Raw genomic sequence first — 20,541 nt, 5'->3', positions numbered from 1 at the left:
ATTAGTTTATTATCAAGAAAAAAACGAGAGATGTAAAGGGCAGAAGTTCAAAACACCTAAAGAATCTGTCAGGATGATGAAATAATAGGAAAAAAGCACCCTGACACGAGTGCTTTTTTCCATATGCGGTTAATATTTCATTAATGTTAAAATATCGTAATCGTCAAGCTTGTCTCTGCCGTCAAGGTAAGACAGCTCGATTAAGAACGCAATACCGGCTACGACGCCGCCCAGTTCTTCGACTAGCTTAATCGTTGCTTCGATCGTGCCGCCTGTTGCCAGCAAATCATCAGTAATCAGCACGCGCTGTCCCGGCAGAATCGCATCTTTATGAATCGTCAGTACGTCTTTTCCGTACTCCAAACCGTAATCGACTTTAATGACCTCACGCGGAAGTTTTCCTTCTTTCCGAACCGGGGCAAAGCCGACTCCGAGAGCGTATGCAACCGGACAGCCGATAATAAAGCCGCGCGCTTCAGGCCCGACAACTAAATCAATTTCTTTTTCCTTTGCATATTCAACAATTTGGTCAGTGGCGTAACGGTATACGTCGCCTTTGTCCATCAATGTCGTAATATCTTTAAATTGTACGCCTTCTTTCGGGTAATCGGGCACAATTGTTACGTATTTTTTAAGATCCATCTGTTCTATGTCCTCCTCGTACTTTCATAAGCTTCTGAACCTTGGTTCATCAGCTTATTCAGCCATTCCTTCAGCTCATGGGCTGCGGAATAATTGAGCTTCTGGTCTAATTCCATCAGCTGCTGTTTTACCTGATAGGTTTGCGAATCTGCCAGGTCGCGTTTTTTCGCGCCGCTCACGACAGACAGCACACCATCTTCTATTTTAACAAAACCGAGATCAAAAAACACCTTTGTCATGAAATTGATTGTGTCAATTGACCATCCTCTATGTCTCGCAAGCTCTGAACCATGCTTGCCGAAGTCAAAAGCGCCCCTTTTCAAGAGAAATGCGTAAAACCACTTGAAATCATTTCGCGATGGAAATGAGGACAGGAAATGTTCTTCATGATTGATAAAAACAAAATAAATCCGTTCCGGCTTCTTTCCGTCAAGCAAATGCTGCAGGCGATCCGCTGACGGCGGCACATCCAGAAAAACGGCATATTTTCCGTCAAGCTGGAGAGCTTCCGCCTCGGATTCCGATGTGATCCCGGCCAGCTCGCCCGACAGCTCTTTTGCACGGAGCTTCTGAGCGGTTTTTTCGTTAAAGCTGATGAGCACCCGTTTTTCCTTCGGCAGCGCGGTGACCGTGTCTTCCCACGTCCGCTTGCCCCTGATATCAAAAAGCTGCCATTCCGGCACCGCAGCGTCTTTAATCATCAGCTGGGGCTTCTTTCTGTTGTTCCATTCATTAATGGACATCTCGCCGACAATGGAAATCGTTGATCCGGGGACAATTCCGGCTTCAAGCTCTCCTTTGTTAAAGCCGACGCAGTCAAGGACGGCGGAATCACTTTTCACCGTCATTTTCACGTGGTTTTTATTCGCTCCGATCAGGCGAACTTCATCAAGCACGGCATTTTTCACCATCACATGCGGTTTAGGGTTAAGCATGCCGAACGGCGACAGCATATTCAATTCTGTAATGCTTTCAACGGTTATGTCTTCAACGCCGCACACAAGATCAACCTCCTGAACGGGAATAAAATCCTCTTCCGTAAGGGTTTCTTCAGCCATTTGATTCAGCCTGTCCCTTAATTCCGCCACATCTTCAGCCTTCAACGTCATTCCTGCCGCCATCGGATGCCCGCCGAAATGAGGAAGAATGTCTCTGCACTGTGAAAGGCTCGTAAACAGGTTGAAGCCTCTGATGCTTCGCGCCGACCCTTTAGCGATTCCCTGCTCCTCATCTATCCCAAGCACAACAGCGGGACGGTAAAAACGTTCAGTCAGCTTCGATGCGACAATACCGACGACTCCCGGATTCCAGCCGGCTTTTGCCACTACAATGGCAGACGGGTTTCCGCCTTGCTGCTGAACCATTTCAACAGCCTCTTCGGTCATGGTTTTCACCATTTTCTGCCGCTCTTTATTCAGCCGGTCAATATCCGAAGCCAGTTCCTCCGCTTCAAACTGATCTTCGGTCATCAGCAGATGGACGGCGGGATCGGCCTGTTCTATTCTTCCGACTGCATTGAGCCTCGGCGCGACCTGAAATCCGATCGTTTCCTCATCAGCTTGTCCGATATCTCCGCCGGAAAGCTTAATCAGGGCTTTGAGGCCCGGCCGATTTGTCGTCCTAAGCCTTTCGATTCCGAGTGACGCAATTAATCTGTTTTCATCATGAAGAGGCACCAGATCTGCAACCGTACCGATTGCCGCCAAGTCCAGCATAGCTTCCGGCAAAGAACCCGTAAGCGCGTGGGCAAGCTTAAACGCCACACCGACGCCGGCCAATTCTTTAAACGGATAGCCGCATCCCGGCTGCTTCGGGTGGATGATCGCAAATACGTCAGGAAGCTCGGGTCCCGGCTCATGGTGGTCGGTAATAATGACGTCTAAGCCCAGCTCTTTTGCGACTTCAGCTTCATGGACGGCGGCGATTCCCGTATCCACTGTAATGATCAGCGAAAATCCCCGCTCTTTTATGGAGCGGAAAGCTTGTTCATTCGGGCCGTAGCCTTCTGTGAAACGGTCGGGAATATAAAAGTCAACGTCCGCCGACAGCTGTCTCAGTGCCGTCAGCATCACCGACGTGCTTGTAACGCCGTCTGCATCGTAATCTCCGTAAATCATAATCGGTTCCCCTTGAGAAACCGCCAGTTTTATCCGATCAACTGCTTCCCGCATTCCCTTTAATTCATACGGGTCATAAAAGTCTGCATCCTTTGTATGTAAAAACAGCCTTGCGCTTTCGGCAGTATCAAAACCTCTTTTTACAAGCAGTGATGCCACAAGAGGTGTTATGTCCAATTGTTCTGTGAGTGATTTGACTTTTTCCTGATCCGGCTGCTGGATTTCCCAGCGCATTTTTGACGCTAACATAAATTCACCCCTCAACCACCCTATTATACTAGAGCGGACTGAGGGGTTTCAAATGTTATTCTGATCCTTTTTTCTCTTCAAGCATTTCTTCCGGCGGCGCGGCTGTTTTTTTGCCGTCCGAATCATCCGTCAATTCAGCCGCAGATCTGTTTTCTTTCCGCAGGATTTTAATTTCGCGCTTCAGCTTCATCACTTGAAAGATACCGGCTGAAAACACGATCAGCGCTCCCATTAACACAGAGCCTAAAATGACTAAAATCAGCGGCCATTCAGCGGTTCCGAACAGATAATCAACCTCAACCGCCCGCACGTTAATGACAGCAAAGATGGCGACAATCAAAGTAAATAGTAAAGCGAATATAATAGTCCATTGTTTATTCATGCGTCTGCCCCCAATTGTTCATTCTTATCTTTTCCCCCATTTCCCCGGGAGTAAACCCCGGTCTCAGGAAATCCGAGCCGTTAATTGCTCGCGGACCAGCTTTTTCAGTCCGCTTCTTTCTCCCGATATGACGAGGGTGTCCCCTTCTTCAATTACGGTATCAATGCCGGGGCTCAGCTGTTTTTGCCGGTTTTTCTTTACGATCGCAATAATCTGGACGTTGTAATGTTTCTTGATCTCCAAATCTCCGATTGTACGGCTGACAGCCGGTGCATGAGATTCGGCTTTAAACCACTCAATGACGAGGTCATCAAGCGCAACTTCCACAGATTCCAGCGCTTTCGGCTTATACGTCATCCCGCCTAAAATAGCGGAAATCTGCCTCGCCTCTTCGTCGTTAAATTCAACGGATGCCAAGCATTCGTCATGATCATTCTCATCGAAGTAATAGAGCTCTTTTCTGCCGTCATCATGAAGAATAATACTGATTTTATCGTGATTTTTCGTAATGACTTCTACTTTCTGGCCGATGCCCGGAAGCTCCGACTCACGAACGTTCATAAGAACCCTCCTACATGTTTTTACAATGATGATTGATTATGTAAGCGTATGTCATTATAGCAAATGCAGGTTTTAAGTTCAATGCGGCCTAAAAAAACAGGCTGCCTTCCGGAAGACAGCCTGTTCCCATTTTACTCTTCGATTGATTTTTTCCCTTTAAATTCTTTACCTTTCCATACAAGCCACAGCTGCGCGGCGATGTAAAGAGAGGAATAAACGCCCGTCAATAAACCGACCAATAAGGCGACGGAGAAGTTTGTAATTGACGATGAGCCCAAAATGAGCAGCACGACGACAACAATCACAACGGTCAAGACCGTATTGATCGAACGTGTAAAGGTTTGCTGCAAGCTCAGATTCACGATATGTTCCAGATCGGCAAATGACTTCGGCTTGCGTTTTTTCATCTGCTCACGTATCCGGTCAAATGTAACGATCGTATCATTTATCGAGTAACCGATTATGGTGAGAATAGCGGCGATAAAGGTTACGTCAACCTCCAGCCTTGTAATGCTGAAAAACGCGACGATAAAGAAAGCGTCATACAGCAGGGATACAATCGCGGCGATAGCCATTCTGTACTCGAAACGTATTGATACGTAAATAATGATGCCGATTGATGCAATGGCGACAGCATATAAAGCATTACGGGCCAGTTCTTTTCCGACTGTCGGCGATACCGTGCTGACGTTCGGTTCAGATCCGTATTTGTCCTTAAAGTACGTTTTGATTTCAGCGATTTTTTCTTTAGATGGCTCTCCGACAAACCGGGCCGCGGCAACATGGTTCTCTTTACCAGAAAGCACGATGTTTTCCGGCTCCATGCCGAGAGAATCAAAATCTTTTTCAACCTGATGCGCCGTCAAAGAATGATTGCTCTGCACGTCAATCCGCGCGCCGCTTGCAAAATCGATTCCCAGGTTGAGTTTAAAGACCAGTAAGATGATAATTCCCGCAATGGTTACAGCGCTTGAGAAAATAAAGAAATATTTTCGCTTGCTCGTGAAATCCCATTTTTGGAATGCCGTATGCGGTTCAGTATTTTCGTCGGTCTTCTGAATATCCATAATGTGTTTTTTCTTGACGCCGAACCAGCCTTTTTTCCGGTCAAGCCATCTGCTTTCCACGAGAAGGGAGAGCAGGAATCTTGAAAGGAAGACAGCTGTAATAAAGCTTGTCAGAATTGACAAAATCAGCATCGTCGCAAACCCTTTTACAGAGCTTGTCCCGAAAATAAAGAGCACGACCGCTGCGATGATCGTTGTAATGTTCGCATCGAAAATCGTCGCGAATGAACGTCTGTTCCCTGAACGGAAAGCTGAGCGGACGGATTTGCCGAGTTTCAATTCTTCTTTTATCCGTTCATAGGTGATGATGTTGGCGTCAACCGCCATCCCGACACCCAAAATGAGCGCCGCAATACCCGGAAGCGTCAGCACCGCCTGCATCCAGTCAAACACTTGAAGCGTAATATACACGTATACAGAAAGCGTAATTACCGCTATGAGTCCAGGCAGTCTGTAATAAAGCAGCATAAATAAGAAAACAATTGCAATACCGATGATGCCGGCCTCTACCGTATCATGCAAAGCCTGCTGTCCGAATTGCGCCCCTACTGAAGTAGAGTATTTTTCGGTCAGTTTCACAGGCAGCGCGCCCGCGTTTAAAATATTGGCCAAGTCCTTCGCTTTTTGAACGGTAAACTGGCCTTCAATTGTGACATCCTTCGTGTTTAATTCCTGGCTCACATTCGGAGCGGATACATATTTCGGATGTTTTTTGCCGACTTCTTTTTTAAAAGAATCGCCTTTTTGGTAATCAAGCCAGATCACAAGCTGATTATTAGGCGCCATTTTCTTGACTTTTTTCGTCACTTCGCCGAACTTATCCGCATCCTTCAGCTTAACGCTGACAATCGGTTCGTTCGTCGTCGGATCAAAGGTTTGCTTCGCGCCGTTTTCCACGAGATCAGAGCCGTTTAACAACTCTTTATCATTCGTATCCCTGAACGAGAGCTGCGCTTCCGTTGACAGAATTTCGCGCGCCCTGTTCTGATTCGTGACGCCCGCCAGCTGTACGCGGATGCGGTTATTTCCTTCAATCTGAATATTCGGCTCGCTTACGCCGAGAACGTTAGCCCGGCGGTTCAGCGCCTGCACCGTGCTGACGAGCACGTCTTTTGTGATTTTATCGCCTTTTTTGACGGGCTGCACATCGTACAGAACTTCAAACCCGCCGCGTAAATCCAATCCTAACGTAATATTATTGGCAGCCGGTTTTGTAAAATACCCCAGCCCTGTGCCGATCAATAATACGATCAGGAAAAACGCAATCAAGCGTCCTTTTTTCATTATGTATTTCCTCCTTAAACCTATGCCGTCAAATCATTATCTCAGCAGTTCATCTAAAGCTTCCTGACCCTCATCGCTTTCCAGCCAATTAGACGACTTAAAAGCTTCAACGGTTGCATAGTTCATAAAATCGCCAATTTTAACTGATAAAATATGACCGGCCAATTCATGCAGCGGCAGTTCCTTTTTCTGTTTCCACTTTTTATGTATTAAGTATGACCATAAACTCTCGTGCTCAACATCATCGTATCCGAGGATTTTGAACTCTTCAAGTTTACTGTACAAGAAAGGCCGCAAATGATCTTTGTACATTTCGGCGGGATGTTTCTCCACTGGGCGCTCGCTCCTTTTTCCATTTTTCTCGAAGACTTGTCATGCTCGGACGACATCGGCGCATATCTTTATTGTATATGATTCCAGGTAGTTTGAGAAGGCAGGGGTTTATAAAATGGCAAAACAGACTTTTTTAAGGGGCACTCTTATTCTCATCGCAGCCGGGATGATTACGAGAATGCTCGGCTTTGTCAACCGGGTGGTTATCGCCCGGTTTATCGGTGAAGAAGGGGTCGGTTTATACATGATGGCTGCCCCGACATTTTTCTTGGCCACCACTTTGACTCAATTCGGCCTCCCCGTTGCCATCAGCAAACTTGTCGCTGAAGCAAGCGCGCGGGGGGACCGGCAGAAAATGAAACACATTTTAGTGATGTCGCTTACCGTAACCGGGATATTAAGTCTCATCTTCACGCCGCTGTTTTTATGCTTTGCGCCGATTATGTCCGAAACGATGCTGACGGATCAGCGCACGGTTTACCCGCTTCTGGCGATTACGCCCGTCGTGCCGATTATCGCGATCTCCAGCGTGCTGCGCGGTTACTTTCAGGGAAGGCAGAATATGAACCCGCTGGCGTTTTCCCAAGTGCTTGAGCAGATCGTGCGGATTTCACTTGTCGCAGTCTGCACGACGGTGTTTCTGCCGTACGGGATTGAATATGCCGCAGCCGGAGCCATGATTTCGTCTGTCATCGGGGAGCTTGCCTCTCTTATTTATTTATTCATTTGTTTTAAAGCAAATAAAACAATCAGAATCAGAAAACAATTTTTCAAGTCGATCGCAAATGGAAAAGAAACCTTCCGCCAGCTGATGAGCGTGTCGCTCCCAACAACCGGAAGCCGCTTCATCGGAAATTTATCTTGGTTTTTTGAACCTATTGTCGTCGCGCAAAGCCTTGCGATTGCAGGAGTGGCCACCGCTGCCGCCACCAGCCAGTACGGGGAGCTGACCGGATTTGCCATGACGGTTTTGACGCTGCCCAGCTTTATAACCTATTCTCTGTCAACGGCACTTGTTCCTGCGATCAGTGAAGGAATGGAGCAAAAAAAGCTGCAAGTTGTCGAATACCGTCTGGAACAGGCGATGCGGCTGTGTCTTTTAAGCGGAGGCATTTCGGTGGTTATTTTATTCTCTTTCGCTGATGAACTGATGTCCGTCATGTACGGATCAACTAATGCGGCGGTATTTGTTAAAGTGATGGCGCCGTTTTTTCTGCTTTACTATTTTCAGGGGCCCCTTCAGGCGGTGCTGCAGGCTCTCAATTTAGCCGGGGCCGCCATGATGAACAGTTTTATCGGCGCCGCTGTCAAAACTGGTCTAATTTTTGTTTTGGCGACCAGGCCTTCCTTGGGCATCATGGGCGCCGCACTTGCGATTGTAACGGGGATGGTCCTTGTCACCCTGCTGCATGCGGCCACCGTAAGCAAGGTGCTTCCGATCAGCATTAAAATAAAAGAATACGCGCTCTGTTTTGCCGTCATATTCATTTGCGGCTATGTCAGCCGCATCATCAAACACGCCGTTCATTTTTCAGGGTCAGAGGCTGTTAATCTCACAGGCTGGATTGCAATGACCGCGATTTTGTATATAGCGCTTCTTCTGTTATTCAGGCTGATTAAAAGGGAAGAGCTGATCCGGATTCCGGTCATCGGCAAGTTCGTGACGCGGTGAAACCGATTCATGGCTCCCCTTTTTCATCTTTAAGATCAATAAAAAAAGCGCCGTCCGTAAACGTGCAGAATGATATAACCGAAAGATCGCGATATCCTCTTTTTGCTAAATTTTTTTCGAGCCAGTGTTTATCTTTCCCGATTCTGTCCAGATGCTCGTTCTGAATGACCCCGTCAACGATAAGCGATGTTTCCATCTGCTTATCCTTATTGTTTTTCTTTTTGACGATCGACAGTTTGCCTGAAGACTCCAAAATGGCATATGACACGTCAGAGATTCTATCGATGTTATTCTCCCTCAGCTGCATAAGAAGATCGTCAAAATTGTAGCGCTGCGATCTCATCGCCCGTTCATCAATTTTTCCCTGTTTAATAATAATGGTGGGTTTTCCGTCAAGCAGCTGCCGTATTTTTTGGCTTTTGAGCGAAATAAAAGCAAGGCTTACTTGAATAATCATTAAAACGACAATCGGCACAATCGTATGCAAAAGCTTATCTTTTACATTTTCAATTGCCAATACGGCAATCTCGGCAATCATAATGGAGACGACAAGGTCTAAAATGCTCAGTTCTCCGATTTCCCGTTTTCCCATCAGTCTGAAAATCACAAGAATGATAAAATAAAGCACAATCGTACGAAACGTAATAATGAAAATATCTTCCATATCGCACCTCCAACGGTCATAGCATTTGCCATCGGCTCTGAATTATGTAAGAAACGGGCTGAACATCATGCATTTACGTCTAATTCGAACATTCAGAGAATACATTTAGAAAAAGACGGGCTCCGGCTTGTCATATATCAGGCCGCAGGGCGGAGAGGAGATAAAAATGGAAGAAACGAAACAAGTGGGAAGAGGCGTCTTGTACGGCTTAGTGGCTATCTTTGCGGTGATGCTTCTTACGAGTTTGGCGATTTCGCTTTTACTGACAGTTACCTCAATGGAAGAATCATCTTTCAGCTGGCTGATCACCGCGCTTTCTTTTCTTTCTTTATTTGCGGGAGGTTTTATATCGGGCGGCAAAGCGAAGGAAAAAGGCTGGATGATCGGAGCGTTAACCGCCGTCTGTTTTTCATTAATCATCTTGCTGTTTCAATATTTAGGGTTCGGAAAAACGTTTACATCCGGTCAGCTTTTGTTTCATCTCGGCTTTTTGGGAGTCAGCATGCTGGGCGGCATTTTCGGAGTGAATTTGAAAGGAAGCAGATCAGCGTAATAAAAAAAGAGCGGATTCTCCGCTCTTTTTTTGTATGTATGAGCTTCGCTGTTATTCAGCGGAAGCTTCTCTGATTGCGCGGCGGTCAAATGTTAAACGGGTGTTATCACCTGTTTTAATGACGACCTTGCTTTCATCAATTGAATCTACAGTGCCGTGCAATCCTCCGATTGTCACCACTGTATCCCCTTTTTTCAGCTCTTCCTGCATCTGGCGTACGGCCTTCTGCTGCTTTTGCTGCGGACGGATGAGCAGGAAATAAAGCACTGCAAACATTAAAATAATAGGAACGATTGTGCCTAAAGTACCCATCTGTTTCCCTCCCTTCAAGAATGGTTTTATTTAGAAGCTTTTCGCATTTGGCTTATTATAGCCGTAACGCTCAAAGAACTCTTCTCGGAAATCACCAAGACGATCCTCCCGGATGGCTTGTCTGACCTGCTCCATTAAGTGTAACAGAAAATGAAGGTTATGGTAAGTTGTTAATCGAATTCCAAACGTTTCATTACAGCGGATCAAATGTCTGATGTAAGCGCGGGAGTAATTTTTGCATGTATGGCAGCTGCACTCTTCATCAATCGGACGGAAATCACGCTCATATTTGGCGTTTTTCATATTCAGACGCCCTTCATTCGTAAACACCGTGCCGTTTCGGGCAATCCGGGTCGGCAGTACGCAGTCAAACATATCCACGCCGCGGATGGCGCCGTCAATTAAGGCATCCGGTGAACCCACACCCATTAAATATCTCGGCTTGTCCTTCGGTAAAAGCGGAGTTGTAAACTCAAGCACTCGGTTCATGACGTGCTTCGGCTCGCCGACAGATAATCCGCCTATGGCATAACCCGGAAAATCAAGCGAAACCAAGTCTTTTGCACTTTGTGTCCGCAGATCTTCGTATTCTCCGCCCTGTACGATTCCGAACAGCCCCTGCTCATCTGAGCGCCCGTGCGCCTCCAGGCAGCGTTCCGCCCAGCGGCTGGTCCGTTCCACAGAGCGTTTCATGTAATCATACTCTGCCGGATACGGCGGACACTCATCAAACGCCATCATGATATCAGAGCCGAGGGCGTTTTGAATTTCCATCGCTTTTTCCGGAGATAAAAACAGCTTGTCTCCGTTTAAGTGATTGCGGAAATGAACGCCTTCTTCTTCTATATTACGAAACTTGCTCAATGAAAAGACCTGAAAACCGCCGGAATCCGTTAAAATCGCGCGGTCCCAGTTCATAAACTTATGAAGCCCGCCCGCTTCTTTTACAATGTCGTGTCCCGGGCGGAGCCATAAATGGTACGTATTGCTTAAAATAATGCCCGCATCCATAGATTTCAGCTCGTCCGGAGACATCGTCTTTACCGTAGCAAGCGTGCCGACCGGCATAAATACAGGCGTCTCAAAGGAGCCGTGGGGCGTATGGACTCTGCCCAGGCGCGCTCCCGTTTGTTTGCATTCCTTTATAAATTCATAACGTATCGGTTGTTCAGCCACTTTGTATGAGGCCTCCTGTCATTCAAATTAGATAATCAGCATGGCGTCGCCAAAGCTGAAGAAACGATATTCCTCTTCTACCGCATGACGGTAGGCGGAAAGAACATGCTCTCTGCCGGCAAGCGCAGAAACGAGCATGATAAGGGAAGATTTCGGCAGATGAAAATTGGTGATCATGCCGTCAATCGCCTTAAATTCATATCCCGGATAAATGAAGATGGACGTCCAGCCGCTTGAAGCTGTAAATACGCCGTCATGCTCGCCGGCAATGGTTTCCAGGGTGCGCGTTGATGTCGTCCCGACCGACACAATGCGCCCTCCCGCCTTTCTGACCTCGTTTAAAGAGGCGGCGGTTTCTTCCGTCATTTCATAAAATTCCGCGTGCATGTTATGCTCTTCCACATCATCCGCACTGACCGGGCGGAATGTGCCGAGTCCCACATGAAGTGTGATAAATTCAATCCGCACACCTTTTTGCTTCAGCTCGTCCAGAATCTCTTCCGTAAAATGAAGTCCGGCCGTCGGAGCTGCGGCAGATCCGATTTCTTTTGAAAAGACGGTCTGATACCGTTCTTTATCATCAAGCTGCTCTTTAATATAAGGAGGCAGCGGCATTTCACCAAGTGATTCAAGCACTTCGTAAAAAATCCCGTCATACCGGAATTCTATTTTTCTGCCTCCGTGATCAAGCTCCTCTGTGCAGACCGCTGTCAGCCGGCCGTCGCCAAATGTCAGGACCGTTCCTTTTTTTACGCGTTTCGCCGGCTTTACGAGCGTTTCCCATGTATCATTTTCTTCCTGTTTTAATAACAGAAGCTCCACTTTCGCTCCCGTATCTTCTTTTGTGCCGAATAATCTTGCAGGCAGCACACGGGTATTGTTCAAGACGAGGCAATCCCCTTCATTAAAAAAGCTTACAATCTCTTTAAATGAACTGTCCGTCAGCCCGCCCGTCTGTTTGTCGAGCACCATCAGCCGCGATGCGTCACGCTCTTTAAGCGGCACTTGGGCAATGAGGCGTTCAGGCAGTTCAAAATCAAATAAATCGACTTTCATCATTTCACCTTTATTCTGTCTATTGTTATTTCATTCTGCCGAAAAAATTAAGCAGAATGGATAGTATCACACTGATCACAATACAAGTGACAACGGGGAAGAAAAATGTAACATTTCCCTTCTTAACGAAAATATCTCCGGGCAGCCTTCCGACAAAGTGCCAGACTGCGCCGGCAATAAGCAAAACGGCACCGAGAACCATGAGAACCTTCGGAAAGTCAGTCACGGGCGGGCGCCTCCAATCGAAAATGTTCATACACAGCCGGCGTCACGACCCGTCCCCTCGGCGTCCTCTGAAGAAATCCGATCTGCAGCAGATACGGTTCGTACACATCCTCTATTGTATGCGGTTCTTCGCCGATTGTCGCGGAAATCGTATCAAGGCCGACGGGACCGCCGCTGAATTTTTCGATCATGCCCATCAGCAGCTTATGGTCGATATGGTCAAGGCCGAGCGCATCGACTTGAAGACGTTCGAGCGCGTCGTGAGCGATTTCTTCCGTGATGCGGCTGTCGCCGAGCACCTGGGCAAAATCTCTCACCCTTCTGAGCAGACGGTTTGCAACCCGCGGCGTTCCCCTTGACCGTCTGGCGATTTCCAGAGCCGGGGCTTTTTCGATATCCACTTCAAAAACGTCAGCCGTTCTTGACACGATATCTGTCAGCTCTTCCTGCGTATAGTATTCAAGGCGCGACAGCACCCCGAACCGGTCTCTGAGCGGTGCGGTCAATAATCCGACCCTTGTCGTCGCTCCTACAAGCGTAAAAGGGGGAAGGTCGAGACGGACGGAGCGGGCGGACGGGCCTTTTCCAATGACAATATCAAGGCAGAAATCCTCCATCGCCGGGTACAGCACTTCCTCAATTGAGCGGTTCAGCCTGTGAATTTCGTCTATAAACAGCACATCCCCTGGTTCGAGCGCCGTCAAAATGGCTGCCAAATCCCCCGGTCTTTCGATGGCGGGACCTGACGTCGTCCGCATCTCCACACCCATCTCATTGGCCACGATAGACGCAAGCGTTGTTTTCCCGAGACCCGGAGGCCCGTATAAAAGAACGTGGTCCAGCGTTTCCTGCCTCATTTTCGCCGCATCGATAAACACGCGCAGATTTTCTTTCACCTTCTTTTGGCCGATATACTGGGCGAGATTCTGCGGCCTGAGGCTTTGCTCGATTATTGATTCATGGCTGTCTGCTTCACTTGAAACGAGCCGTTCATCCATGAACATCACCTTACTTTAATAATTTTTGCAATGCTTTTTTCACATATTGATCTGTTGAAAGCGCCGTTTCCTCTTTTAAGTGAGGAAGCACTTTTTTAATTTCTTTTTCGGCGTAGCCGAGAACCCGGAGCGCTTCAAGCGCCTCGTCAAGCGCCGTTTCAGCCTCTTGTTTTTCAATGCGCGCTTCATGATTGAACAGGTTGTCAATCATTTCAGGCACGACGTCGGCCAGTTTGCCTTTCAAATCAAGAATAATCTGCCGCGCCGTTTTTTTGCCCACACCCGGAAATTTCACCAAAAAGGCTTCATCTTCCTGTTCGATCGCTTCGATGACGGCTCCGGGATCACCGGAGCCGAGGATGGCGAGCGCCCCTTTCGGCCCGATGCCGGTGACGTTCAGCAGCTTTGTGAAAAGCGCTTTTTCTTCCCGGGTTGAAAAACCGTACAAAGAAAAGGCATCTTCTTTTATATGATGATACGTAAAAATGGTCTCTTGATTGCTTACCTTATAAATAAACGGATTCGGAGTGAAGACCTGATAGCCGATTCCGCCGTTTTCAATCACGATGTATTGGGGAGATACATAATCAATCGTCCCCTTCACGAATTCAATCACACCTATTCACCTCTTTGACTGCTTATCATTGTAACACAAAAACAGCCAAAGTCTTATAGAAAAGTTAACGTATGTTCGCTTTGACACCTTCCATTCAGAAAAAAAAGACATGTGTCACATGTCTTGCGTCAAAGTCAGCCGCTGTAAGTCTTAATATGATCGATCACGCTCTCAAACTCCGCTTTTGTCCTGTACGGTATGCCGTGTTCCAAGTGCTTTTGCAATCGGCTTTCCAGTCTTTCTATATCAATCTGGAAGAAAGATTGAATCGGCTCGGCCAGCGATCCGGGACGGCCGTGAAAAGTGGAGATGACGCCCCCGTCCGTGACGCCGATATAACCGTTAACCTTACTGAGCGGAGAAATGTCATCAACATGCTTACGGAAAAGGACGAAGCCTTTTTTCTGCTCAACGAGCGTCCAGCCCGCATATGCGGCCCAAAAATCCTCCATCGCCAAAACGGTTTCATCCGTATGTTCAATGCCGACATCACCGTCAAGATAGACCTTTTCCAGCTGGACGTGCACCCGAAGCGGCCCGTAATGCTCGACCTCCGCCCCGTATGCGCCTTTTCCTCCGCAAATCAGGGCTGCAGCCGATAAGATAAGCATAAACAATAGACGAGCACCGCAAATTCGTTTCACCAATAACACCTCTTTATTCAATCAAACTCTTGATGCTAGTTTGACCAAAGATGCCGGTGCTTAACCGTTTTCTTTCATTTGTCTGTTTCAGCCGAAAAAAAGCAGCTCTCTAAATGAGGGCTGCTGCGATGATTATGCCCGGCCGGCTGAAATCAGTTTCATTTGTCCGGGCGTCAGTTTGAGCCGGTATCCCCTTACGGTCAGATACACAGTTTTTGCTCCGCGGCTTTTGTCATGCTCCGTTTTTTTCATTCCGGCCCCTCCGTTACGTTTTATTACTTTTATGTTAACACCGCAATATAAAGAGCGTTTTAAGAATATGTAAAGAAATGATGAAGCTTTATCCATAAAAATACTGCCGGATGAAATCATCCGGCAGTCCCGTTTAACGGCTGTTTCTGTTCATGTCTTGCAGCTTTGTAAAAGTAGCGTTGTCGGTAAACACTTGAATTGTACGGCCGTCCGCGAATTTTTTGGCCGCATGTTTGACATGTTTATCATCATTTTTCGTAAAAGGATGATTTGTTCTGACGGCAATGACGACTCTCGTGTCAGTCACGATGACCTGACTATCCTGTACGCCGTTTACTTTTTTCACGCGGTTTGCAACTTTTGCCGCCAACCTGATGTTTTCGGCGTTGTCATACCCATTATAAGACATTGCTGCCGGCGGCGTATTGACATTTCGGCCGTTATATGTGCCGTCCGTCGTTAACGGAACCCCGTCATTAGGCGCGTACTGGTCGGACACGTTTGTCGTATTATGACGGCCGTTTCGGTTTTCCATCATTTCAGAAACGGGTCCTTGATGATCCATTCCGTACTGGCCTCTGCCGTTACCATTATCATTCGAATAATATCCGACCGGACGTGTTGACTGATTGTAGCGTCCGTCATTCATGGCATTATTTGCTCCGCATGCCGTTAAGCTTGCCGTCACGGCTAAAACGCCCGCGATCGTCATCAGTTTTTTACCCAATGGAAAAACCCCCCGTGGATTCATCGCTGTTTGAGCGTTTTCCGCTCATGTTTAGGATGTGCGGCGGGCGGCGGGTTTAAGCTTGTCAGTTATGTCCATTCCTCAGTTGGACATAAAAAAAGGAACGACATACATCGTCCCGAAACATTAATCTTCTTCTTCCTCCGGCCGTCCGAATACTTGATTTGGACTCGGCTGATTCGGCGCGGTATTGGGATTTGCTCCGCCGTAAGGCATAAAATATCCGGCGTTTGCACCCATATTCGGATACGGCTGCACAGGCATATTTGCGTGATGGTGATGTGAACCGTGGTGATGGTGGTGGTGATGATGTGAATCATGGCAGCCGCAATCATCATCCTTATATTTTCCATCATGATGAGGCGCGTTTGCGTAATGTGACGAATATCCGCCGTAATACGGCATTTGACCGTACGGAGCACCGCCGAAACCAGATGCAGAACCATCATAATGCTCTGCATTTTCATGGGCCTGGTTTTCATATTCACCGTAACCCGCTTGCGGCCCAAATCCCGGATGATGGAATCCGTACGGTAACGGCATCGGCATGACCGGAAAGCCTCCAAAACCTCCTCCAAAACCGCCGAAACCTCCGCCTACCGGGAAGCACGGATGGCATAGTCCCGAACCCGGCAGCATCGGTGTCACCGGAACCGGACAAGGACAAGGCATGCACGGCATCGGGTAATGCATAAAAGACGGTTCAACGGCCGGCATATTCGGAAACGGGACATTCGGAATGTTTGGCATGTTCGGCAGATGATAAGCGGCGTTTTCTTCTTCCATCTTTCCGGCTTCAGGCGCCTTTGGCATATTCGGGTAATTCGCGTTTTCCATGTTGATCATTTCCTCCTGTTGTGGAATGTTATTGTCATGCTCTTTTTCTTTCGGCTCGACAAAATGTGTCACCGGTTCCTCCGGCTTAGGAGGCGACCACGGCTGAAACAGCTGATTGGACGGGTAATATTGGTTCATATCAGCTTCCGGCAGCACATTTTCATGCTTTTCAGGGATTGGCGGCACATACGGAATTGACGGCTTTGGTTCTTCCGGTATGGTGTCTTCAATGTCCACAACTGATTTCGGTTTTTCTTTGGCATATGGATGCTCATGCTTATGCGCAGACGTTCCGAAGCCGGCCTTAGGTTCTTTTCTGACCGGAACGGCTTCTGAAGGCACCTTTATCTTCATTCCAGGCATAATTAAGTCTGGATTGCTAAGCTGATGATTCAGTTTTTTTAACTCTTCAAGATCAACTCCGTATTTTTCAGCTATTTTCCAGAGCGAATCGCCTTTTTGAACGATATGAATTTTCAACGTTTTCCCCTCCTATGCACAAAACGTGAACGGTACATTTGTCATTACAATACGTTTCTTCACACTATATGCCGATGGACTGGGCATGATGATAAAAAATTTTGGGAAGGAGGGGAATTTTTATAATTACGTATGACTCAGCATTCTGTTCAAAGCACGAAGCGCTTCTGTCCGAACCGCTTCCGGAACTTTAATGACACCTTTCGGCTCGCCTTTTTCAAGCTGCTCAAGCGACCACAATAAATGCGGCAGGTCGATTCTGTTCATTGTCAGACACGGACACATATCGGGATTCAATGATTCAATCTGTTTATCCGGATGCAAGTGAATGAGGCGCTGAACAAGATTCATTTCCGTGCCGATCGCCCATTTGCTTCCCGGTTCAGCCTGTTCGATCGTATCAATAATGTATTTGGTAGACCCGCTGTCGTCACTGAGCGAGACCACTTCCCGCGAACATTCCGGATGAACGATAATGCGGATGCCGGAATCCCGCTGCCGCAGCTGAGAAATATTTTCCGCTGTAAACTTTTCGTGTACGGAGCAATGCCCTTTCCAAAGGATAACCTTAATGTTTTCCGGATGGTCAGTAAGCAATCGGTTCTGCACCGGGTCCCATACAGCCATTTCTGTCAGCGGAATGCCGAGGTCATAGGCCGTATTTCTGCCTAAATGCTGATCCGGCAAAAATAAAATTCTCTCTTTTTGTTTAAAAGCCCATTTCAGCACACTCCGGGCATTCGAAGAGGTGACGGTCGCTCCTCCGTGCCGTCCGACGAATGCTTTAATTTCCGCCGTCGAGTTAACATATGTTAACGGAATGATGGTGTTACCGTACAGTTCTTGAAGCTCTTGCCATGCTTTGTCCGTCTGCTGAATATCTGCCATATCAGCCATCGAGCATCCGGCGCGCATGTCGGGCAAAATGACGGTTTGGTTATCATCAGTCAGCATATCAGCGGTTTCCGCCATAAAATGCACGCCGCAAAACACAATATATTCCGCCTCTTTATTTTTTTCTGCCACTTGAGCAAGCTGCAGAGAGTCACCTGCCGTATCGGCGAATTGTATTACTTCGTCTTTTTGATAGTGATGCCCCGGAATGAACAGGCGCTTTCCGAAAGCCCGTTTAATGGCGGCGACCCGCTTTTCCATTTCTCCTGTGCTCATGTCTTTATAATGGCTCGGCATCATTTCGGCTGATGCAGTTAGCACGTCAAAAATAGACATCTTAAAAATCCCCCTGTTCCGCAGCCTCAACATCCATGCTGATGTCGGCGCTTTTTACTGAATGAGTCAGAAATCCGAGTGAAATATATTGGACCCCCGTTCCTTTATAAGCGGGCAACGTGTCGAGCGTTATGCCTCCGGATGCTTCCGTTTTGATATGGCCCGGTGTCATACCTGCAAAACGCCGGACGGACTCAGGCGGACAGTTGTCAAACATAATAACGTCTGCACCCGCTTCTATTGCCTCGAGCAGCTGCTGTTCGGATTCGATTTCGACTTCCACCGCAAGCATCTGCCCCGCCGTTTTTCTTGCCCGCTCCATGGCCGCCCTTATCGATCCGCAGGCGGCAATATGATTATCTTTTATCATGATGCCGTCATATAAGCCGAAGCGATGATTAAAGCCGCCTCCGACCCGAACGGCGTATTTTTCCAGCATTCTGAGCCCGGGTGTCGTTTTTCTCGTATCACAAAGCTTGATAGTCGGATCATCAAGACGCCTTTTGGCCTCATCCGTCATTGTCGCAATGCCTGACATTCTTTGTATGAGATTCAGAATGACCCGCTCCCCCGTAAGAAGAGCCGCCGCCTGGCCTTCTATTTCAGCGAGCACGTCTCCTTTTTTCATCCGTTCTCCGTCTTTTTTCAGGGAGCGGATGCGGATATCATCGTGTAAAAGCTTCCATCCTTCACGGATAACGGCTTCTCCGGCAAACACGCCGTCTGTTTTTGCGATGATTCGCGCTTTACATTGCTGATAAGAAAAAATCGCTTGTGACGTCGCATCACCCGTTCCGATATCTTCCTGAAAAAAATGAGTCAGCATTTGTTTCAGCTGCAGAATGTCCATAGTTCCCCAATCCTTTCGTTTTTTCTGATAACTGTTCCAGATGTTGAATGAATGATTTGTTTTCCGTGCCACTCTTTCTCCGTCCCGGGAAAATCAGCGCGAAAATGAGCCCCCCTGCTTTCTTCCCGAATACGGGCAGAGGTCACAACAAGTTGCGCAGTCTTCCATAGGCAGGATAGCTCGGCTTGTTCTATTGTGATATCCTTCACATTTATATGACGCACAGATACGTTGTTAAGCCAGGATGCCAGCGCCTGCATGTTTTCTTTTTCCCTGACGATGCCCGCTCCGGTTGTCATTTTGGCTTGGAGCACATGAAGCGTTGTGTCCGGCACTTGTAAGATGACGTCAGATTTCTTCGGGGTTTTTTTATATCTTCCGTTTAACGGTGTTTGAATGATATGTTCAGCACATCGTTTCCCGCTTGCCAGCGCTTCCAGCAGTGAGTTGCTCGCAAGGCGGTTCGCCCCGTGCAATCCTGTGCAGGAGGTCTCGCCTATGGCGTACAAATCAGGCACGGACGTTTTCCCCCAGGTATCGGCTTTTACTCCGCCCATTAAAAAATGCATTCCGGGTGCTACGGGAATCCCGCTTTCAAGATCAACACCGGCTGTTTGACAAATACCTGTTATGGTCGGAAAACGTTTGTTAAAATCGGCTATTCGGCTGCAATTTATAAAAACAGGATTCTCTTTCATCATTTCTTCATAAATCGCCCGTGAAACCACATCCCGGGGCGCCAAATCTTCAAGCGCGTGTCTGCCAGCCATGATCCTGCGCCCGAAGCGATCCGCTAAATATCCGCCTTCTCCTCTCACTGCTTCAGAAATCAGGCCGTACACAGTCCCGTTTTTCACAAGGAGGGTCGGGTGGAACTGGGTGAACTCCATATCCGTGATCTCAGCTCCAGCGCGGAAGGCAAGAGCGATGCCGTCTCCCGTTATGGCGGAATCATTTGTGTGATATTGGTACAGACTGCCGCAGCCGCCTGATGCAAGCACTACACAATCCGCTCTTCTGTAAGAAACAGTCCCTGAAGCATCCTTTACGGCAACGCCTGCGCATCGTCCGTGTTCAATCAGCAGATCAACAACCGTCTCTTGTTCAATGATCCGTATGCCGTCCCTCAGCTGCTGAACCAGAAACTCAACCAACATCCGGCCGGTCGCATCTCCCCCGGCGTGCAGAATCCTCCTTTTGGAATGAGCGCCTTCCCTGCCGAGACAAAACGTTCCGTCCGACTTCGTATCAAAAGGGAAATGGCCTTCTATCAGCCTGTTTATCATGCTCTGTCCGCTTTTCAGCAAATGCCGCACGGCTGTCACGTCATTGTGTCCGCATCCCGCATACAGTGTATCGTTCACATGGGATTCTATCGAGTCATCTTTTGCGTATGAAACAGCAATCCCGCCTTGAGCATAATGCGAATTGCTGTTCGTTACGTTTCTTTTTGTGATGACGGTCACTTGGTATGACGGAGGAAATGAGGAAGCACAGGCAAGGGCCGCCGTCCCCGAACCAATGACGATAATTGTTTTTTCAGACATACATCACCCTCCTGTTATTTACACCTGTCTTGACACCTATATTTAC

At 47.8% G+C, this 20,541-nt stretch carries 22 protein-coding genes; 2 read left to right on the top strand and 20 right to left on the bottom strand.

The genetic code is table 11. The features are described from left to right. Positions 1 to 129 precede the first annotated feature (129 nt). From BGM27_RS06240 to BGM27_RS06215, 6 genes are all read right to left on the bottom strand, one after another. A complete protein-coding gene (locus BGM27_RS06240) occupies positions 130 to 642 on the bottom strand; it encodes an adenine phosphoribosyltransferase (protein WP_003152714.1) in 513 nt (170 codons plus the stop codon). Positions 643 to 647: 5 nt separating this feature from the next. Next, complete coding sequence (gene recJ, locus BGM27_RS06235) at positions 648 to 3,008, bottom strand: single-stranded-DNA-specific exonuclease RecJ (RefSeq protein WP_007408193.1); 2,361 nt, start codon at positions 3,006 to 3,008, stop codon at positions 648 to 650. A gap of 55 nt (positions 3,009 to 3,063) precedes the next feature. Further along, entirely contained in the window at positions 3,064 to 3,390 is a 327-nt protein-coding gene (locus BGM27_RS06230; protein WP_007408192.1) for a LapA family protein, read from the bottom strand. Between the two features lie 63 nt (positions 3,391 to 3,453). Next, the gene (locus BGM27_RS06225) at positions 3,454 to 3,951 is read right to left on the bottom strand and encodes a cation:proton antiporter regulatory subunit (protein ID WP_012118088.1); all 498 of its coding nucleotides are present in this window, start codon (positions 3,949 to 3,951) and stop codon (positions 3,454 to 3,456) included. Between the two features lie 131 nt (positions 3,952 to 4,082). Beyond that, positions 4,083 to 6,302, bottom strand: a complete 2,220-nt coding sequence (gene secDF / locus BGM27_RS06220; RefSeq protein WP_007408190.1) for a protein translocase subunit SecDF — start codon at positions 6,300 to 6,302, stop codon at positions 4,083 to 4,085. Between the two features lie 36 nt (positions 6,303 to 6,338). Continuing rightward, positions 6,339 to 6,635, bottom strand: coding sequence for a post-transcriptional regulator (locus BGM27_RS06215; protein ID WP_007408189.1), 297 nt, complete (start codon positions 6,633 to 6,635; stop codon positions 6,339 to 6,341). 115 nt (positions 6,636 to 6,750) lie between these two features. Here BGM27_RS06215 and spoVB point away from each other — a divergent pair, with 115 nt between their 5' ends. After that, positions 6,751 to 8,307, top strand: coding sequence for a stage V sporulation protein B (spoVB, locus tag BGM27_RS06210; protein ID WP_007408188.1), 1,557 nt, complete (start codon positions 6,751 to 6,753; stop codon positions 8,305 to 8,307). Positions 8,308 to 8,314: 7 nt separating this feature from the next. Here the strand turns inward: spoVB and BGM27_RS06205 are convergent, their stop codons facing one another. Continuing rightward, the gene (locus BGM27_RS06205; RefSeq protein ID WP_003152699.1) at positions 8,315 to 8,971 is read right to left on the bottom strand and encodes a DUF421 domain-containing protein; all 657 of its coding nucleotides are present in this window, start codon (positions 8,969 to 8,971) and stop codon (positions 8,315 to 8,317) included. Positions 8,972 to 9,137: 166 nt separating this feature from the next. Between BGM27_RS06205 and BGM27_RS06200 the strand changes: the two genes are divergently transcribed. Then, positions 9,138 to 9,524: a TIGR04086 family membrane protein gene (locus tag BGM27_RS06200; protein WP_003152697.1), complete on the top strand. Its 387-nt coding sequence runs from the start codon at positions 9,138 to 9,140 to the stop codon at positions 9,522 to 9,524. 51 nt (positions 9,525 to 9,575) lie between these two features. On the opposite strand, the gene yajC is transcribed toward BGM27_RS06200, so the two are convergent. The 13 genes from yajC to nadB form a co-directional block, all read right to left on the bottom strand. Next, entirely contained in the window at positions 9,576 to 9,836 is a 261-nt protein-coding gene (yajC, locus tag BGM27_RS06195) for a preprotein translocase subunit YajC (RefSeq protein ID WP_007408187.1), read from the bottom strand. Positions 9,837 to 9,866: 30 nt separating this feature from the next. Then, positions 9,867 to 11,012 (bottom strand): tRNA guanosine(34) transglycosylase Tgt, encoded by a 1,146-nt coding sequence (gene tgt / locus BGM27_RS06190; RefSeq protein ID WP_007408186.1) that lies wholly within the window; start codon positions 11,010 to 11,012, stop codon positions 9,867 to 9,869. 27 nt (positions 11,013 to 11,039) lie between these two features. Then, positions 11,040 to 12,068, bottom strand: a complete 1,029-nt coding sequence (gene queA, locus BGM27_RS06185; protein WP_003152692.1) for a tRNA preQ1(34) S-adenosylmethionine ribosyltransferase-isomerase QueA — start codon at positions 12,066 to 12,068, stop codon at positions 11,040 to 11,042. 25 nt (positions 12,069 to 12,093) lie between these two features. Beyond that, on the bottom strand, positions 12,094 to 12,294 hold the full coding sequence (locus BGM27_RS06180; protein ID WP_003152687.1) for a DUF2905 domain-containing protein: 201 nt from the start codon (positions 12,292 to 12,294) through the stop codon (positions 12,094 to 12,096). Next, positions 12,287 to 13,291: a Holliday junction branch migration DNA helicase RuvB gene (gene ruvB, locus BGM27_RS06175; RefSeq protein ID WP_007408185.1), complete on the bottom strand. Its 1,005-nt coding sequence runs from the start codon at positions 13,289 to 13,291 to the stop codon at positions 12,287 to 12,289. The genes BGM27_RS06180 and ruvB overlap by 8 nt, the downstream gene beginning before the upstream one ends. Positions 13,292 to 13,301: 10 nt before the next feature. Beyond that, positions 13,302 to 13,907, bottom strand: a complete 606-nt coding sequence (ruvA, locus tag BGM27_RS06170) for a Holliday junction branch migration protein RuvA (protein ID WP_003152683.1) — start codon at positions 13,905 to 13,907, stop codon at positions 13,302 to 13,304. 134 nt (positions 13,908 to 14,041) lie between these two features. Beyond that, positions 14,042 to 14,551 carry an intercompartmental signaling factor BofC gene (locus tag BGM27_RS06165; RefSeq protein WP_007408184.1) on the bottom strand — a complete coding sequence of 170 codons (510 nt, stop codon included), beginning with the start codon at positions 14,549 to 14,551 and terminating at the stop codon, positions 14,042 to 14,044. A 132-nt stretch (positions 14,552 to 14,683) separates the two neighbouring features. Further along, the gene (locus tag BGM27_RS20875) at positions 14,684 to 14,803 is read right to left on the bottom strand and encodes a hypothetical protein (protein ID WP_007612850.1); all 120 of its coding nucleotides are present in this window, start codon (positions 14,801 to 14,803) and stop codon (positions 14,684 to 14,686) included. 133 nt (positions 14,804 to 14,936) lie between these two features. Then, a complete protein-coding gene (locus BGM27_RS06155; protein WP_020954253.1) occupies positions 14,937 to 15,530 on the bottom strand; it encodes a YhcN/YlaJ family sporulation lipoprotein in 594 nt (197 codons plus the stop codon). Positions 15,531 to 15,677: 147 nt separating this feature from the next. Continuing rightward, entirely contained in the window at positions 15,678 to 16,868 is a 1,191-nt protein-coding gene (safA, locus tag BGM27_RS06150; RefSeq protein ID WP_007408181.1) for a SafA/ExsA family spore coat assembly protein, read from the bottom strand. A gap of 126 nt (positions 16,869 to 16,994) precedes the next feature. After that, the gene (gene nadA, locus BGM27_RS06145) at positions 16,995 to 18,098 is read right to left on the bottom strand and encodes a quinolinate synthase NadA (RefSeq protein WP_007408180.1); all 1,104 of its coding nucleotides are present in this window, start codon (positions 18,096 to 18,098) and stop codon (positions 16,995 to 16,997) included. 1 nt (position 18,099) lies between these two features. Further along, entirely contained in the window at positions 18,100 to 18,948 is an 849-nt protein-coding gene (nadC, locus tag BGM27_RS06140; protein WP_007408179.1) for a carboxylating nicotinate-nucleotide diphosphorylase, read from the bottom strand. Beyond that, positions 18,930 to 20,495, bottom strand: a complete 1,566-nt coding sequence (nadB, locus tag BGM27_RS06135; protein ID WP_007408178.1) for an L-aspartate oxidase — start codon at positions 20,493 to 20,495, stop codon at positions 18,930 to 18,932. The genes nadC and nadB overlap by 19 nt, the downstream gene beginning before the upstream one ends. Positions 20,496 to 20,541: the final 46 nt, after the last annotated feature.

It is taken from the genome of Bacillus sp. FJAT-27001, assembly GCF_019039175.1.
Classification (GTDB): Bacteria; Bacillota; Bacilli; order Bacillales; family Bacillaceae; genus Bacillus; species Bacillus velezensis.
Note: the sequence above shows the minus strand (reverse complement) of the source record. Positions and strands in the feature narration are given on the sequence as shown.